18 protein-coding genes and 1 tRNA gene are annotated in these 15,104 nt (G+C 55.7%); 15 read left to right on the top strand and 4 right to left on the bottom strand.

Features of this window, described 5'->3' with window-relative positions; all coding sequences use genetic code 11:
- Positions 1-60: 60 nt before the first annotated feature.
- From ACK4S7_RS05470 to ACK4S7_RS05505, 8 genes are all read left to right on the top strand, one after another.
- On the top strand, positions 61-378 hold the full coding sequence (locus ACK4S7_RS05470) for an FYDLN acid domain-containing protein (RefSeq protein WP_409645008.1): 318 nt from the start codon (positions 61-63) through the stop codon (positions 376-378).
- A 74-nt stretch (positions 379-452) separates the two neighbouring features.
- Positions 453-528 (top strand) — tRNA-Ala (locus tag ACK4S7_RS05475).
- A 183-nt stretch (positions 529-711) separates the two neighbouring features.
- Positions 712-1,764, top strand: a complete 1,053-nt coding sequence (gene obgE / locus ACK4S7_RS05480) for a GTPase ObgE (RefSeq protein WP_409645009.1) — start codon at positions 712-714, stop codon at positions 1,762-1,764.
- Positions 1,749-2,879: a glutamate 5-kinase gene (gene proB, locus ACK4S7_RS05485; protein WP_409645010.1), complete on the top strand. Its 1,131-nt coding sequence runs from the start codon at positions 1,749-1,751 to the stop codon at positions 2,877-2,879. Before obgE ends, proB begins: the two co-directional genes overlap by 16 nt.
- Positions 2,876-3,784, top strand: coding sequence for an NAD-dependent epimerase/dehydratase family protein (locus ACK4S7_RS05490; RefSeq protein WP_409645011.1), 909 nt, complete (start codon positions 2,876-2,878; stop codon positions 3,782-3,784). Before proB ends, ACK4S7_RS05490 begins: the two co-directional genes overlap by 4 nt.
- A gap of 90 nt (positions 3,785-3,874) precedes the next feature.
- The gene (locus ACK4S7_RS05495; RefSeq protein WP_409645012.1) at positions 3,875-4,120 is read left to right on the top strand and encodes an acyl carrier protein; all 246 of its coding nucleotides are present in this window, start codon (positions 3,875-3,877) and stop codon (positions 4,118-4,120) included.
- Positions 4,121-4,138: 18 nt separating this feature from the next.
- The gene (gene spt / locus ACK4S7_RS05500; RefSeq protein ID WP_409645013.1) at positions 4,139-5,338 is read left to right on the top strand and encodes a serine palmitoyltransferase; all 1,200 of its coding nucleotides are present in this window, start codon (positions 4,139-4,141) and stop codon (positions 5,336-5,338) included.
- Between the two features lie 10 nt (positions 5,339-5,348).
- Positions 5,349-6,002 (top strand): YoaK family protein, encoded by a 654-nt coding sequence (locus tag ACK4S7_RS05505; protein WP_409645014.1) that lies wholly within the window; start codon positions 5,349-5,351, stop codon positions 6,000-6,002.
- On the opposite strand, the gene ACK4S7_RS05510 is transcribed toward ACK4S7_RS05505, so the two are convergent.
- The 3 genes from ACK4S7_RS05510 to ACK4S7_RS05520 are packed head-to-tail and all read right to left on the bottom strand — an operon-like array spanning position 5,999 to position 8,412.
- A complete protein-coding gene (locus ACK4S7_RS05510) occupies positions 5,999-6,922 on the bottom strand; it encodes a hypothetical protein (protein ID WP_409645015.1) in 924 nt (307 codons plus the stop codon). The two genes, ACK4S7_RS05505 and ACK4S7_RS05510, sit on opposite strands and share 4 nt — an antisense overlap.
- A 32-nt stretch (positions 6,923-6,954) precedes the next feature.
- Positions 6,955-7,926, bottom strand: a complete 972-nt coding sequence (locus ACK4S7_RS05515; RefSeq protein WP_409645016.1) for a diacylglycerol/lipid kinase family protein — start codon at positions 7,924-7,926, stop codon at positions 6,955-6,957.
- Between the two features lie 9 nt (positions 7,927-7,935).
- Positions 7,936-8,412 (bottom strand): DUF2141 domain-containing protein, encoded by a 477-nt coding sequence (locus ACK4S7_RS05520; RefSeq protein ID WP_409645018.1) that lies wholly within the window; start codon positions 8,410-8,412, stop codon positions 7,936-7,938.
- A gap of 127 nt (positions 8,413-8,539) precedes the next feature.
- On the opposite strand from ACK4S7_RS05520, the gene lptF reads away from it, so the two are divergent.
- The 6 genes from lptF (at position 8,540) to ACK4S7_RS05550 (ending at position 13,988) form a co-directional block, all read left to right on the top strand.
- The gene (lptF, locus tag ACK4S7_RS05525; protein ID WP_409645019.1) at positions 8,540-9,778 is read left to right on the top strand and encodes an LPS export ABC transporter permease LptF; all 1,239 of its coding nucleotides are present in this window, start codon (positions 8,540-8,542) and stop codon (positions 9,776-9,778) included.
- Between the two features lie 39 nt (positions 9,779-9,817).
- Positions 9,818-10,870 carry an LPS export ABC transporter permease LptG gene (gene lptG / locus ACK4S7_RS05530; protein ID WP_409645020.1) on the top strand — a complete coding sequence of 351 codons (1,053 nt, stop codon included), beginning with the start codon at positions 9,818-9,820 and terminating at the stop codon, positions 10,868-10,870.
- Positions 10,871-10,904: 34 nt separating this feature from the next.
- Positions 10,905-12,056 (top strand): N-acetyltransferase, encoded by a 1,152-nt coding sequence (locus tag ACK4S7_RS05535; RefSeq protein WP_409645021.1) that lies wholly within the window; start codon positions 10,905-10,907, stop codon positions 12,054-12,056.
- Between the two features lie 56 nt (positions 12,057-12,112).
- A complete protein-coding gene (locus ACK4S7_RS05540; protein ID WP_409645022.1) occupies positions 12,113-12,667 on the top strand; it encodes a DUF159 family protein in 555 nt (184 codons plus the stop codon).
- 41 nt (positions 12,668-12,708) lie between these two features.
- Positions 12,709-13,362, top strand: coding sequence for an NRDE family protein (locus ACK4S7_RS05545; protein ID WP_409645023.1), 654 nt, complete (start codon positions 12,709-12,711; stop codon positions 13,360-13,362).
- Positions 13,363-13,430: 68 nt separating this feature from the next.
- Positions 13,431-13,988 (top strand): hypothetical protein, encoded by a 558-nt coding sequence (locus tag ACK4S7_RS05550; protein ID WP_409645024.1) that lies wholly within the window; start codon positions 13,431-13,433, stop codon positions 13,986-13,988.
- 238 nt (positions 13,989-14,226) lie between these two features.
- Here the strand turns inward: ACK4S7_RS05550 and ACK4S7_RS05555 are convergent, their stop codons facing one another.
- Positions 14,227-14,553 (bottom strand): DUF952 domain-containing protein, encoded by a 327-nt coding sequence (locus tag ACK4S7_RS05555; RefSeq protein ID WP_409645025.1) that lies wholly within the window; start codon positions 14,551-14,553, stop codon positions 14,227-14,229.
- 181 nt (positions 14,554-14,734) lie between these two features.
- Here ACK4S7_RS05555 and ACK4S7_RS05560 point away from each other — a divergent pair.
- On the top strand, positions 14,735-15,104 hold a 370-nt coding region (locus tag ACK4S7_RS05560; protein WP_409645026.1), incomplete at its 3' end, for an outer membrane protein.

The raw sequence follows: 15,104 nt of genomic DNA on the forward strand, positions 1-15,104 counted from the left end.
CGGCGATTCACAGATGTGTGTCGCTTTTCCAAGCCAGTTTAAAAAGGATTTAAGCCCGCCATGATCAAGGCTGAATGGGGAACCAAGCGCACTTGCCCGAAATGTGGCGTTCGTTTTTATGACCTGACCAAGGACGAGCCGGTTGAATGCATCGAATGCGGCAACCAGTGGACTCCTGAGCCAGTTCTGAAATCGAAGCAGCCAATGCCGTTTGAAGAAATTGAAAAGAAGAAAGACGACGCCGATCTTGCCGACGACGATCTCGATATCGACGTCGATGCAGTGGATGGCGACGTTTCGCCGGACAATGATGTCGACTTGGGCGGCGACGAGGATCTCGGCGTTGCCGGCACCGAAGACGAGCCCGACGATATCTAATCTTCGCGCTTGATATATATAGGAGCGCCCGCTAGGGGCGCTCCTCACCAATGCTGTCAGATTGACGGCAAGATGGGGCCTTAGCTCAGCTGGTAGAGCGCTACACTGGCAGTGTAGAGGTCAGGGGTTCGACTCCCCTAGGCTCCACCAACCTTCTTCTTCACGTCATGCTGAAAACGTTTCAGCATTCAGCTGCCAGCTTCACCGAAGAGTTGGGACGCACGATGGACCTTGGAATGGGATGACCACCCGGTCAAACAAGTTCAGGGTGACAAGCCGGGTTATGGAACCCGACACTGGCCAAAACCAGCATCCTCCCCTAAAGGCCTACTTATGCATTTTCTCGACCAAGCGAAAATTTTTATCCGTTCCGGCGCGGGCGGCCCCGGGGCGGTCAGCTTTCGGCGGGAGAAATATGTCCAATATGGCGGCCCTGATGGCGGCAATGGTGGCAAGGGCGGCGATGTCATATTTGAGGCCGTGGCTGGCCTCAACACCCTCATAGATTTTCGCTATGCGCAGCATTTTAAAGCCATGCGCGGCATTCAGGGCATGGGCCGTGACCGCCACGGCGCTTATGGCGACGACCTGGTCATTCAAGTGCCGGTGGGGACGCAGGTGCTTGCCGATGATGAAGACCGCACACTTTTGCTTGATCTGACCGAGGTTGGCCAACGCGTCGTATTTCTGCGCGGTGGCGATGGTGGTCGCGGCAACGCGTCGTACAAAAGCTCGACAAACCGTGCTCCGCGTCAGCATGGCCCGGGTTGGCCGGGCGAAGAAATGTATGTCTGGTTACGGCTGAAGCTGCTCGCTGACGCCGGCCTCGTCGGCATGCCGAATGCTGGCAAATCGACGTTCATCAATCAGGTGTCCAATACCAAAGCGAAGGTCGGTGATTATCCATTCACCACGACGCGCCCGCAACTGGGCGTCGTGGACCATAAGTCCCGCGAATTTGTGCTTGCTGATATTCCGGGCCTTATTGCAGGCGCCGCCGAAGGTGTTGGCATTGGCGACCGGTTCTTGGGCCATATCGAACGCTGCCGCATCCTCATTCACTTGATCGATGCAACGCAGGATGACCCCGTGGCGGCATATCATATTGTCTGTGACGAGTTGAGCGAATATGGCGCTGCCTTGGACGAAAAGCCGCAGATTGTTGCCTTGAACAAGGGCGATTTGCTTGATCCTGAATTGATGGCCGACATCGCGCAGCAGCTTCAGGCGGCTGGCGCGAAGGATGTTATCGCGATTTCAGGTGCTACCGGCCAAGGCGTTGACTTGGTTCTCGACCGGATATTGGAGGCGCTGCCAGCCAAGAGCGGTATCGAAGGCGCCAAAGCCGATGGCATCACAGAGGACGGGACATGGTCGCCGATCTGAACGCTGCATTCCTGCCGTCGTCTTGTCCGCTGCTGGTGGTCAAGGTCGGGTCGTCGTTGCTGGTGCAGCCCGACGGCAATGTGCGGCGGGAATGGCTTCAGACGCTTGTTGCAGATATCAGCACCCGTCATAAGTCTGGGCAGAGGATCATCATCGTTACCTCAGGTGCGATCGCACTTGGTGCCCGCCGTCTCGGTTTTGACAAGGGCGGCCGTGCCAGCCTTGCCGACGCGCAGGCGGCTGCGTCCGTAGGGCAGATTGTTCTGTCTGGCATTTGGGCGGATCTGCTTGAGGGTCAGTCCCTGGCGGCTGCACAGATGCTCGTCACGCTTGATGATCTTGAGGACCGGCGCCGATATCTAAATATCGCTGCTACCTTGGATGGTTTATTAGGCGCAGGAGCAGTACCCGTCATCAACGAAAACGACAGCGTCGCTACCGAGGAAATCCGGTTCGGTGACAATGACCGCTTGGCGGCGCGGGTGGCACAAGCGGCTGGCGCAACGGGCGTGGTGCTGCTGTCCGATGTCGATGGACTGTTTGACCGCGCGCCGCATTTGCCCGGCGCGGCATTGCTGCCCAGGATTGAGAGAATTGATGGCCGTGTGCGCGTGATGGTGGCCGAAGGGTCATCGTCGGGCATGGGGTCAGGCGGAATGGCGTCGAAACTCGATGCCGCTGACATAGCCACGCGCGCAGGCATTGGCCTAGTGATCGCGTCTGGCCTGCGCCACAACCCGCTGTCAGCGCTGGAACAAGGCGGGCCTTCGACTTTCTTCACTCCGCGCGAAGGTGAATCCGCGCGCAAAAGCTGGCTTGGCGGGCGGCTGACGGTCAAGGGCCGTATTCGCATCGATGCTGGCGCGGTGCAAGCTCTCCAAACCGGACGCAGCCTTTTGCCCGCCGGCGCTCTGTCGGTTGAGGGCGAATTCAAACGCGGCGATGTCATCGACATCACCGCCGACGACGATGTCGCGATCGCGCGTGGACTTTCCGAATATGATGCAGTCGATGCCGCGCGCATCTGCGGACATCGGTCAAGCGAACTTGCAGCGATATTGGGCACTGTGCCGCGCTCCGTGCTTGTGCACCGTGACCAACTGGTCCTTTTGTGAAGACAGTCGCTTTGACGGGGGCGACGGGCTTTGTCGGGCGGGTAACGCTTGACCGACTGATCGCCGCCGGCTGGCATGTGCGTGCGCTGACGCGGCGAGATCAGCCCAAGAAAGCAGGCGTTACGTGGGTACATGGGCGTCTGGATGACGCGGCCAGCCTCAACGAACTGTGCAAAGGTGCAGACGCGGTGTTGCACGTCGCTGGCGTCGTAAACGCGCCGGATGCGGCCGGTTTCGAAAGCGGCAATGTGACTGGGACAGCCAACATGCTTGCTGCCGCGCAATCGGCGGGGATAGACCGTTTCGTGCATATCTCGTCGCTGGCTGCCCGCCATCCGGCGCTGTCGATGTACGGTGCCAGCAAGGCAAAAGCCGAGGAATTGGTGACAGCATCACCATCTGACTGGACCGTGGTCCGCCCGCCGGGCGTCTATGGCCCCGGCGATACCGAAATGTTTGATATGTTCCGTATTGCCGCCAAGGGATGGGCGTTGCTGCCGCCCCGTGGCCGGGTATCGGTCATCCATGTCGACGATCTGGCGCGCTTGCTCGTGACATTATTGTCCTCTGATAATGTGTCGAAACATATCTACGAAGCCGATGACGGCGCCACGAACGGGTGGAGCCACGAAGCTTTTGCCCGTGCCATTGGTGTAGCGGTTGGGCGCAAAGTCACAACATTGCACGCGCCGGGTTTTTTGTTGAAATGCGCTGGCTGGGCGGATCGGGCCGTACGCGGGCCCAAAGCAAAACTGACACCGGATCGCGCCAATTACCTGGCGCATCCCGACTGGACGATCAATCCTGATGCCGTGCCATCGCCCGATCTTTGGAAGCCGGAAATTCTGACACCAAAGGGGCTTCAGGACACCGTAAACTGGTATCGCAAGCAAGGGTGGATGTAGCGCCTTTGCCTTGCCCTTTTGCCGCCTTATTCCCTTGCCATAGCGCGCAAATATGGCGCAGTGGCTGCCACCACAATCAAGGATACAAAAATGACCGACCGAAGTGAAATGTTTGATCGCCTGAAAGGCTTGATTGATCCATTTAACAAAAAAGGCGTCGAAATCAGCGAGACAACGACCTTTGCAGGCGATCTTGAATGGGACAGTTTGACGGTCATGGATTTCGTGGCCGAGGTTGAAGACAGCTTTGACATCATCATCAGCATGAATTTGCAGGCAGAAATCGAAAATGTCGGTCAACTTGTTGACGCCGTGACCAAGCTGACGAACGCCTAATTTTGACGAAAGACGTAGATGACTGACTTATTCTCCAAATTCGACGCTCTAATTGCCCAGCGCGAAGGTCTGCTCGCTACTGGCGTAAAAGATCCTTTCAGTCTGGTGATGGAGGAAGTGAAATCCCCGACCGTCGCCGTTGTCAATGGCAAGGAAACCATCCTGCTTGGCACGTACAATTATATGGGCATGACCTTCGATGATGATGTCATTGCCGCTGGCAAAAAGGCGTTGGACGAATTTGGTGCCGGCACTACGGGAAGCCGCGTCCTGAACGGCACGTTTCAGGGCCACAAGGAATGCGAAGACGCACTGAAGGAATTTTACGGGATGGACCACGCAATGGTCTTTTCCACGGGCTATCAGGCAAATCTGGGGATTATCAGCACGATTGCTGGCAAGGGCGACTATATCATCCTCGATATCGACAGTCATGCGTCAATCTATGATGGCTGTAAGATGGGTGACGCCGAAATCGTCGCGTTCCGCCATAATGACGTTGAGGCTCTCGAAAAGCGCCTGAAGCGTCTGCCTGCCGATGCGGGCAAGCTGGTGGTGCTTGAGGGCGTATATTCGATGCTTGGCGACGTCGCGCCGTTGAAGGAAATGATCCGCGTTTCGAAAGAAGCGGGCGCGATGATCTTAGTCGACGAAGCGCACTCCATGGGCTTTATTGGCGAAAATGGCCGAGGCGTTGCTGAAGAGCAAGGCGTAATGGACGACGTCGATTTCATTATCGGCACTTTCTCCAAATCGGTCGGCACGGTTGGCGGTTTCTGCGTGTCGAACCACCCGAAATTTGAAATCATGCGGCTGGTGTGTCGTCCTTATGTGTTCACCGCCTCGCTTCCGCCGTCGGTTGTGGCCTGTTCCGCCACCAGCATCCGCAAGCTGATGCACAATGGCAATAAGCGCGCGCATTTGTGGGAGAATTCAAGGAGCCTGCACCAGGGCCTTCGCGATTTGGGTTTCCAGTTGGGTACGCCAAACGCACAAAGCGCCATCATTGCAGTGATCATGCCTGATCTGGAAAAGGGCGCGGCGATGTGGGCGGCGTTGCTTGAAAACGGGTTGTATGTGAACTTGGCGCGTCCACCAGCAACGCCAGCGGGCATGACCTTGCTGCGTTGTTCACTGTGCGCGGAACATAGCAGCGAACAGGTCGCAGATATTCTCGACCGCTTTGAACGCGCGGGCAAAGCCGTCGGGATTATCTGACGGGCAGGCAATGAACAGGCTTGACCGCAATGCCCGCATCTTGGCCGTAAGTTTCGCGGCCATGGCGGGTATGGTCGACGCCATTGGCTTTCTTGCCAGCGGCGGGTTTTTCCTGTCATTTATGAGCGGCAATTCCACGCGCTTTAGTGTCGGCGTGGTTGAAGGCGCGCCCTATGTGGGCATGGTTTCGCTTTTGCTTTTAAGCTTTGTAGGCGGCGTCATCGGCGGCTCGCTGATTGGCCGCAAGAATCTATTGGCGCACGCGCGGCGGCAGGCGTTGATTCTCATCATCATATCATTGCTGCTATTTGCCGCGCCCTTGATCGCGAGCCTCGGATATCTGCTCGTCGCCTTGTGCTTCGCGGCTTTTTGCATGGGGTTGGAAAACACGCTTTTCGAACGCGAAGGGTCAGTATCGTTCGGGCTTACTTATATGACGGGCGCACTCGTAAAAATTGGGCAGGGCATCGCCACGCTGATCAGCGGCGGGGCGCGCTTCGATTGGGTCCCGTATCTCTTGCTCTGGCTTGGCTTGGTCAGTGGCGCTGCGGTTGGCGCGATGGTGTTCGGCGCATTTGGACTGAACAGCTTATGGTTGCCAGCTAGCTATGCAGGGTTTTTCGCGCTCGTGTTGCTGATCTCGCCCAATCGCAGACGGGCTTAACGCACCGCTCCTTTTGCCAGCAATTTCGGTACCAGAAACAAAGCTGCGACCAACGGCCATTTACGCTGCCACGGCCGAATGACGATTTTCGTCCCGGCATGGCGATTTACCTTCCACGCCAGATAATCAATTCCGCCTGCGTAGGTAAACGCAGCCTTGGCTAGCCGCGCAATAGTCAGCAGCTTGCCGCGCCGGCGCAGGCCGGGCCATCGGCTTTTTTCTTCTGATATCCTGCCATCTAAATCCGGCAGCAGCACGATCTTATCACCACGCATTTCGTTTGCGATATGTGTGTGGTGCAATGCCGCTCCGCCAAATCGTGCATAGCGTTCGGGGTCGAACGCGATCACCGACGAAGGTCTGTCTTTGCGTTCGGCCCGCAATTCGGCGCTGTAGGTCATCTGAAAACCCGATTCCCACAGATCAAGCACATCAACCTCGCGTTCGACAAACGCCAACGCCCCATTTAGCAGAGTTGGCGCGGCACCGGATATTGCCATCACTGCCGATTGCCGCGCGGTTTCATCCGCGCACCAGACGAGCCGTGAAGGCTGCGCAAAGCGTGCCCACACTGATACGGCCGAGGCAGCGGGCCTGTTAAGGTCGTGGAAGTCCTTTTCGCTCAACACCGCGACTTTAGCGATTAGGTCATCATATTGAAACGGGAAGACATTGGGCGGCAAGCGGCGGTTCCATCTCGCAAGCCAGGATTTGCCATAGGCCGCCTCATAGTCCGAAACGATCAGATAGAAGTCGAGCATTTCGCCCTGCAACTTCTCCGATCGCAAGCAAGATCCGTAAAATAAAACGGCGCGCGAGGCGTCGCCATATTGGGCCGCAATATGTGCTGCAAAATCATTTATGCCGGGTTGGACGGGCACAGCCAGCTCTTCAGCTACGAGTTTCGTCAGCGATAGCATATAGGGGCCTTAGCCCTCTTTACCGTTAATTGTTAAGCAGCAAGTTTGAGGAAGGGCACGGGCGGCGTGGACCGCAACACGATAGGGCTACCGCGATACGCCTCAAACACTTCGCCGTCGAGGACAACGCTGCTTTGCTCGCTGTCGATGCGAATGACATCGCCCTGCTGGAAATGCACACCAGTCATCGCGGTCTGCCCGAGCTTCCCGCGCAGCGATGCCGCCATCATCTTCAGCATCGCCATCGGTGTCTGGTCAACGGCAAGAAATTTCATCAGTCCCCGTTGTTTGCTGTTTCCGGCCTGACCGCCCAGCAACAGTTTTTCCAGCGTCGTAACAATCAGCACCGAAAAGGTGCCATGGAGTTCGCCATTGCGGATGAACGAAATGCTGACTGGCTTGGACCGTTCCGGCAAGAAACTTGCCTTCACTTTAATGAATGATGAAAACACCACGGCGATCGCCGTCAGAAAGTGGCTGAGTCCATTGGGCAGGCCAAGCGGGTATATCTTGTGCCGGCAATACAGAATCGTTTCGGCAAGCCCCGCGCCGCCAAGGAACATCCCAAGCACTGGCCGGGCGCCCTCGCTGCCATCGCTGAGCGCAATGAGTTCTCTCACCACGATATGTTCCGACAGATCACCTTTTGCCACCTGGATGATCCGTGCGAGCGCCGCAAGAGGATCACCCTCTGAGCCCAGATCAAGCGCAATCAAGTTGGTCTTGCCGTTAGGTAAAACGGCCACGGGAGGTGGTGTGCCTTCAAAATGGCCACCATGATAAAGCTCGGTGAGGGCGGATTGCACGGTTCCGTCGCCCCCATTGATGACAAGCACCTTTGGCTTGACGCGGGCAATCATTTCCAGCGCCTTGGCGATCTGTCCAATTTCCTCAACCTCGTAATGAAATATATCCGGGTTTTCGGCGCAATAGGTCCGAACCGCCGGCAACAAGGACCTGTTGCCGGTTGAATTCGGGTTCGAAAGGAGCGCCACTAATGCCAAATATCTTCCTTACATATATTTCAGGTTGACGGTGATTCGGGTGATGCCTGGGCCAGCGTCAAAAGCGACCTTGTTGACCGATGGCTTGCCGAGATTCAGGATGCTTATGCTCGGATTATTTGAAAACCCGCCGCCGTCTTGGTTAATATCCGTCTTGCCATTGCCATTGCGGTCATGCCGGACGGCAATGCCATATTTGCCTTCGGAAGGCACAGGAATACAGATATTCATGCTGCCGGCACTGGCCGGGCTTTCAATCCGATGCAGCCACCGGCCTTTAGCGAGCCATGCGCCAGAGCTGGCAGGATAAGACTGAACCCTTACTTTCCCGCTCGATTCCTTTACGCCTCGCACGTTAACGAGCACTGCGGGCCCTTTGCCCGACGCGCATCGCGACAAATCATTGCTCAATTCTTGACTCGCAACGGCCGTGCCCGAAACAAGCACAAGACCGGCGGTAGCCATAAGGGCGACATACTTCTTCATATCAAAACTCCTGGAACTTTATGTCTGATATCCGCGCTTTTTCGGATAGCATCGATATTGCCCCTGAACCTGTAAGCGTCTATCGGGTCAGTTTGCGGCCAAATTAGGGTGACAGGGCGACCATAAGTTGAAATTTCTTACTGCCACCGACCGCTATATCTTCCGGCTTGTGATGTTGCCGCTGCTTGCCACGCTCGCAATCGCTGCATCGCTGTTGCTGCTGGAAAAAATGCTAAACCTGTTTGACTTCGTGGCGGCAGAGGGCGGGCCTGTAAGTGTGGTCTGGCGGATGCTCGCCAATCTCATGCCCGAATATTTGTCCCTCGGCATTCCCATTGGCTTGCTGCTTGGTATTTTGCTTGCATTCCGGCGATTGGCGACATCCTCGGAACTCGATATTTTCCGCGCTGTGGGCATGAGCTATTTCCGCTTGTTGCGGGTCCCGTTCATGCTGGCCTTCGCACTTGCTGCAGTTAACTTTGCCATTGTCGGCTTCATCCAACCTAGCTCGCGCTATCTATACGAAGAACTGCGCTTCGAGCTCCGGTCGGGCGCATTCGGCGCAAAGGTTCGGGTAGGCGAATTCAACAATGTGGGTAAAAATTTAACCGTCCGCATCGACGAGAGCCGTAACAACGGCAATGAATTGTCAGGCATGTTCGTTTTTGCCAAAAGCAATAGTGGGCAAACTATCGCCGTCACAGCCGAGCAAGGTCAGTTTTTACGCACGGATGATCCGGATACGATTTTGCTTCGCCTCGAACGGGGTACGCTTGTCCATGATGCGCCAAGCTATAATTCGCCGCGTGTGCTAAGCTTTACCAGTCATGACGTGCCCATCCCGTTGCCGCAGATCGAGAATTTCCGTACGCGTGGCGGCAAAGACCGGGAGTATCTGATCACAGAGCTGGTTAACATCGGCGGCGACGCGCAAAAACCGGTGCTTGAACGTAACCGGGCATGGGCCAATTTTCATTTCCGTTTGGTCGAAGTTGCAATGATGCTTTTGCTGCCCTTGCTCGCGCTTGCATTGGCCATTCCACCCAAGCGCTCAACGTCGGCGCTCGGGGTGTTCCTGTCGATTGTCATGGTGGTAACCTATCACAAGATAAACGAATATGCAGAAAGTGTCGGCGGCATGGGCATCGTTGATCCGTTTTTTGCTTTGTGGATCCCGTTCCTGTTGTTTGCTGGCTTGATCCTCTGGATGTATCATGTCATCGCCCATGTACCCGGAGGACAGCCTATTGGTGCACTTGAAGTGTTCGCGGCGAAGGCGGGCAAATGGACCAAGCGCATGTTCCGGTTTGGCCGCAAATCGCGACTTGCAACCATTGGCATGCCCGCGCATCAGGCGGAGACCTAGCAGATGCATTTTTTCCCTTCGCGCAACATCACTTTATACATGGCAAAGCTTTTCGTTGTCCGCAGTTTTGCGGTGCTGATGATGCTTGTTCTGGTGCTGATGACGCTTGATTTATTAGGCGAGAGCGGAAAGATTCTCTCGGTCCCAGGAAATGACCAAGGCGACGTTCTGCATTATATCACGATGCGCACGCCCCAAATCATTGCCCGTTTCCTGCCCTTTTCAGTGCTTCTCGGGACTTTAATTGCCTTCGCCGGATTGAGCCAGAATAGCGAAATCGTTGCGATGAAAGCAGCAGGCTTGTCGGCGCATCAAATTTTGGCACCCATGTTTGTGGCAAGTCTTGGCGTCGCCATCATTTCGTTTGCTTTCAACGACGCGGTCGTTGCGCCGAGCACCGCACGGTTGAAAGTCTGGCAAGCCGCAGAATATGGCGCGGTGGCAGCTGATGGTGACGTGCGTAATAACGTCTGGGTGCGTGAGGGCGACGACCTGATAAATGCGGGCAATGTGCGTGGGGCAGGTGACAGCACGGTGTTAGAAGATGTCCGCATATATCTGCGCGCCAATGGTGGGTTGCGGCAGGTTATAACGGCCACGCGCGCACGTTTCACAGGCGACGCCTGGCGGCTTGAAGACGCAAAGTCCTTTAATGTGACCACCACAACCGAAACCAAGGACCATAGCCTCGTCATCGGCGAGGGAATTACGCCGGACAGGTTCAATCTTGTTAAAGTGGACGGCGACAGCCTTGCCTTCCTGCCGTTGATGCGCGCCATCGATGACTTAAAGGCTGCTGGCCGCCGCACCGACAATCTTGAAGGCATATTATGGCATAAGCTTTCCGGGCCGTTATCGACCTTGTTGATGCCCCTCTTGGGGGCAGTAGCGGCCTTTGGCCTTGCCCGTTCGGGGGCTCTGTTTCTGCGCGCGGTTATTGGAATGGCTTTGGGGTTCACCTATTTTGTCGCTGACAATTTCGCGCTGGCGATGGGCAATTTGGGCGCTTACCCGCCCTGGATCGCAGCATGGGGGCCCTTCTTGTTATTCTTTTTGATCGGCGAAACCGTGTTGGTCCGCACCGAGGAATAGCAGTCGGGCGCTGTCCGGAACTTCAGGATACACAATGACAAACATTAATATTCGTCCCGTCTTGACCACAGCCGATAAGAAGGCCTTCGTCGACTTGCCCTTCCGGCTGTATGCGGGCGATCCGAATTGGGTGCCGCCGCTCAAAAGCGATGTTATGGCGACGATTACGCCTGGCAAAAACCCGTGGTTCGAACATGGCGAGGCCCAGCTTTTTTTGGCGGACCGCGGTGGGCGTGTCGTTGGCCGCGTTTCCGCCCATCTGGACCATCTTGCACTGGCTCAGCCACCCGAACAAGGCATGGGGCCGGGTGTCGGCAACTGGGGCTTTTTTGAGGCGGAAGACGTCGAGGTAGCAAAAGTTCTGATTGCGACAGCCGAGAGTTGGCTGCGCGACAAGAAAATGGCCCGCGCGCTTGGCCCGTTAAGTTTGTCGATCTGGGAAGAGCCGGGGCTGTTGGTGAAGGGGCATGACCATCCTCCGACGGTGCTCATGGGATATCACAACCCCGCTTATGGCGCGTGGATTGAAGCAGCCGGATATGCTGGCGTCAAAGACCTCTACACTTACCAGATCCCGATTGACGTCCCTTTTCCACCATTGGTGCAGCGCATTGTGGCTTCTGGTGAACGGAACGAACGTATTGTCATTCGGAAGGTGAACAAGAATAATTTTGATGCCGAGGCCGCAATTATCCTGTCGATCTTGAACGATGCATGGAGCGGAAATTGGGGCTTTGTTCCAATTACCGATGCGGAAGTTGCGCATACCGGCAAGCAGTTAAAACCTATCGTATTTAACGACCTGATCCGAATTGCCGAGGTTGATGGTGAACCAGTGGCGTTCATGATGACTTGGCCCGACATAAATGAAAAAATCGGCACCTTTGGCGGATCGCTGTGGCCGTTCAACTGGGCGAAATTGCTTTGGTGGCTGCGTGCGCCCAAAGTACGCACGATGCGGGTTCCGTTGATGGGCGTTGTCAAACGGCTGCAGGCAACAAGAATGGCCAGCCAGTTGGCATTCATGCTCGTGAGCTATATCCGCGACTCTGCAACGAGCGAATTTGGTGCAACCCGCGGTGAATTTGGCTGGGTGCTTGATGATAACGGACCCATGCGTTCGGTTGGCGAGGCCATTAATGGTGAGATCAACAAGGTATATCGCATCTACGAAAAGCAGCTCTGATGGCTCGCTCTCGGCGATATTTGCCCCATCATGACCTCTGTCGGTAGCGAAGCGGGATGACCAGAGCCTATCGTTTGGATGCGCCGTCCGGTGTGGTTGCCCAAGCCTTTGGCGCGCAGCATGGTCCTGACCCATGGGGTGGTGGCGACCTAAGGCCCGGAGAATTTGCCCCAGTAATCGTGCGTTCGGCCAAGACATCGCAGCGCGTCATTCGGCCAATGGTTTGGGGCTATCCAGCACCGAACAGCATGACTCCGTCGGGCGAAGTGCAATGGGTGACGACCGTGCGCAATGTTCTCAGCCCATTTTGGATTGGCAATTTGCGGCATGTAGAGTTGCGATGCTTGGTCCCTGCAACATCAATCCTTCAGTCAAAGGATGATGGCGTGATTACCCCTGCGCCCTTCTTGTTCACAATGGCCGGGATATGGCGTGACCTGACCGACATGCCGGTGTTTGCAGTTGTCAGCATAGATGACAACAAGACGGGGAAGGCCGGCGTCCCGCTGATTCTGGCGGGCCCCCAGCAGCAAATATGGCTGACGGCCGATTGGAAAGAAGCTTCCAGATTATTGGAGCCTCGGGACTCGAGCAGCACGACATGTGCGTAGTGTCGGTCGCGTGGAGAGCCCATCCGCGTTGGCAATTGGTGGTGGCAGGTAATAGGGACGAATTCCATGCACGTACCGCCTCGCCTTTGGGCGTGTGGGTGGATGAACCGTCGATTATCGCTGGCCGTGACATGTTGTCGCAAGGCACGTGGATGGGCGTGAGCAGCACCGGCCGCTTTGGCGTCGTGACAAATGTGCGAAATCCAGGAGGGCCCGACCCGCAAAAGGAATCACGCGGTGCGCTTGTCACCAACTGGTTGGCCGAAGCGCAGGTGCCCGACAAAATGGACAGGTTCAATCCGTTCAATCTCCTGATTGGAGACCAAAAGGGAGTTCAATTTGTCTCTAATCGTCCAACGGACCTTAGCGTTCTTATAGACGATGGAATCCACGGCATGTCTAACGCAGTGATGGATGAACATTGGCCGCGCAAAGACCGACTGAACCTTGAGATTGAAAATTGGCTCCATGGCCAGGCAGATGACCCGGTCGACTTGTTTAATGTTCTGATAGATACGCGCAGCAAGGACGATGACGACCACCCGGTTTTTATCCGGAACCCTGTTTATGGGACCCGTTGCAGCACCATATTGGCAGTGGGCCATGATGGTTGCGGGCGGATTATCGAGCGGCGGTTTGATGCTGATGGCAACCCCGCTGGCGAAAGTGCCGTCGCCTTTCATTGGCCCGCCTGAACTTTCCAAGGGAACCGCCCTTCGAGGTTCGCGTTTGCACTTCCCCACCTTTTGGAAAGGATCTGCCTGTGACCGAGAGAGATACCAGCCGACCGATCGGCTCCACGCCCATTACAGACGCAGCGGCAGCGACTGCGCCAGCATCACATACAACGGACTCCGGTGCCTATCCTGCCGCAGTTAGTAGCAATGCCGATTTGCGCACAAAAGAGGATGATGACAGCGACGCCGCGATGACAGCCACTGGTGCCGATGTTGACAATGATCACGCTGACGAAAGCCCGGTAGACAGGTCGGAAGATGCCCCGGAAAACTTTAACAGCGAGCAGGACGACGAAGCCGCGCAGGCGCAGACTGTGTCTGATGACGCCATCCGGGGCATAGCAAATCGTGAATCTGCCCAAGAAAGCGAACGCGGTGGCACTACAAACCCTGCGCAGATTTACGCGGATGACGCGCAAGATGTAGTTGACCACATGAACCAGATGGAGCGGAGCGGCCGTATCGATATGGACGCATTCCGTGGCGAGCGTAGCGACGATGACGAGCCGGACACATTTGGCGAGGCCGCCTTGGAACCTGACGATGTAGACAGCCACGGTAACCGGGGCGGAAATAACTACTGATACCGAAACAGTTTTCCTGAGGCAGCGAACAAGCTGTCAAAAGGAGCGGAAGGGCCCGTTCTCCGAAAGGGGGGCGGGCCTGTCGTTTATGTCTTGATGAGATCGATCACGGACTCAGAAATCATAACAAGCGCAAAAGATGCGACCATGCCCGTGAATAATGCGACGGCAGGTATTTGCAGAATGTCCATAGCAGGCTCCTTCATTAAAGAAGGCCCTTATGACGCGGACAAACGGGTCATGCTTTGATCTGAGTCAAATGACCGATGATCGCGCTCAATGGCAAGTCTGCGTAAACATGCGGGAATAATGCGCCACCACGCGATTCTTCCCAACGAACACTATCCTGCAGCCCAAGCAAATCTACTTCTGCAATCACAAGGCCGTCTTGTCCTTGGAAATGCTTGGCTAATGTACCTTGCACCTGATCGGCGGTCGACAGATGTATATATCCATCTGCCAGATCAACAGGTGCACCGCTGAAGACGCCATCAGCCTGAAATTGCGCCCATTGCGGAGCCGTGAGAATCTTGAAAGCTGTGAGGGGGCGGGGCAAATTTTCCATTTAGCACTCATGTCTAAACGACGTGCCCGAGGCAAGTTGGATCATGCGCTTGGGAAGACCGTTGCCATAATGTCACATGGGTTTCGTTGTTTTATATTCATGAAACTATCACGCTATGGGTGCCGTTTGGTGTGTGGCGTTGCAATGACGACGTCATTTTCACTGAAAATGGATCAAAGAAATGCGTAAACTCTTAATTGGTGCAGCACTCCTCTCCACTGCACTTGCAACCCCTGCATTCGCGCAGGAAGCCGCCCCGTTCACAGGGCCACATATCGAAGCGCTCGTTGGCTATGACGATGTCAGCGATGGCGATGGCGATTTGATGTATGGCGTAGCTGCTGGTTATGACTTCCAACTTGGCGGCGTAATTGCCGGCATTGAAGCCGAATTCGCCGACTCGGATGTCAAAGGCACTGCTAATAATCTGATATCCACTGGCGATTCGTATAGCCTTAATACCGATCGTGACCTTTATCTTGGCGCACGTGTTGGTTTTGCCGTCACGCCATCGACCATGATCTACGCAAAGGGTGGTTACACCAATGCGA

It is taken from the genome of Sphingorhabdus sp. (assembly GCF_046292425.1).
Lineage (GTDB): Bacteria > Pseudomonadota > Alphaproteobacteria > Sphingomonadales > Sphingomonadaceae > Sphingorhabdus_B.

Bases quoted from the DNA above. Each gene is read 5' to 3' on its own strand.
- ACK4S7_RS05470 (WP_409645008.1), top strand. From the start codon at position 61: ATGATCAAGGCTGAATGGGGAACCAAGCGCACTTGCCCGAAATGTGGC.
- obgE (WP_409645009.1), top strand. From the start codon at position 712: ATGCATTTTCTCGACCAAGCGAAAATTTTTATCCGTTCCGGCGCGGGC.
- proB (WP_409645010.1), top strand. From the start codon at position 1,749: ATGGTCGCCGATCTGAACGCTGCATTCCTGCCGTCGTCTTGTCCGCTG.
- ACK4S7_RS05495 (WP_409645012.1), top strand. From the start codon at position 3,875: ATGACCGACCGAAGTGAAATGTTTGATCGCCTGAAAGGCTTGATTGAT.
- spt (WP_409645013.1), top strand. From the start codon at position 4,139: ATGACTGACTTATTCTCCAAATTCGACGCTCTAATTGCCCAGCGCGAA.
- ACK4S7_RS05505 (WP_409645014.1), top strand. From the start codon at position 5,349: ATGAACAGGCTTGACCGCAATGCCCGCATCTTGGCCGTAAGTTTCGCG.
- ACK4S7_RS05510 (WP_409645015.1), bottom strand. From the start codon at position 6,922: ATGCTATCGCTGACGAAACTCGTAGCTGAAGAGCTGGCTGTGCCCGTC.
- ACK4S7_RS05520 (WP_409645018.1), bottom strand. From the start codon at position 8,412: ATGAAGAAGTATGTCGCCCTTATGGCTACCGCCGGTCTTGTGCTTGTT.
- lptG (WP_409645020.1), top strand. From the start codon at position 9,818: ATGGCAAAGCTTTTCGTTGTCCGCAGTTTTGCGGTGCTGATGATGCTT.
- ACK4S7_RS05535 (WP_409645021.1), top strand. From the start codon at position 10,905: ATGACAAACATTAATATTCGTCCCGTCTTGACCACAGCCGATAAGAAG.
- ACK4S7_RS05540 (WP_409645022.1), top strand. From the start codon at position 12,113: ATGACCAGAGCCTATCGTTTGGATGCGCCGTCCGGTGTGGTTGCCCAA.
- ACK4S7_RS05555 (WP_409645025.1), bottom strand. From the start codon at position 14,553: ATGGAAAATTTGCCCCGCCCCCTCACAGCTTTCAAGATTCTCACGGCT.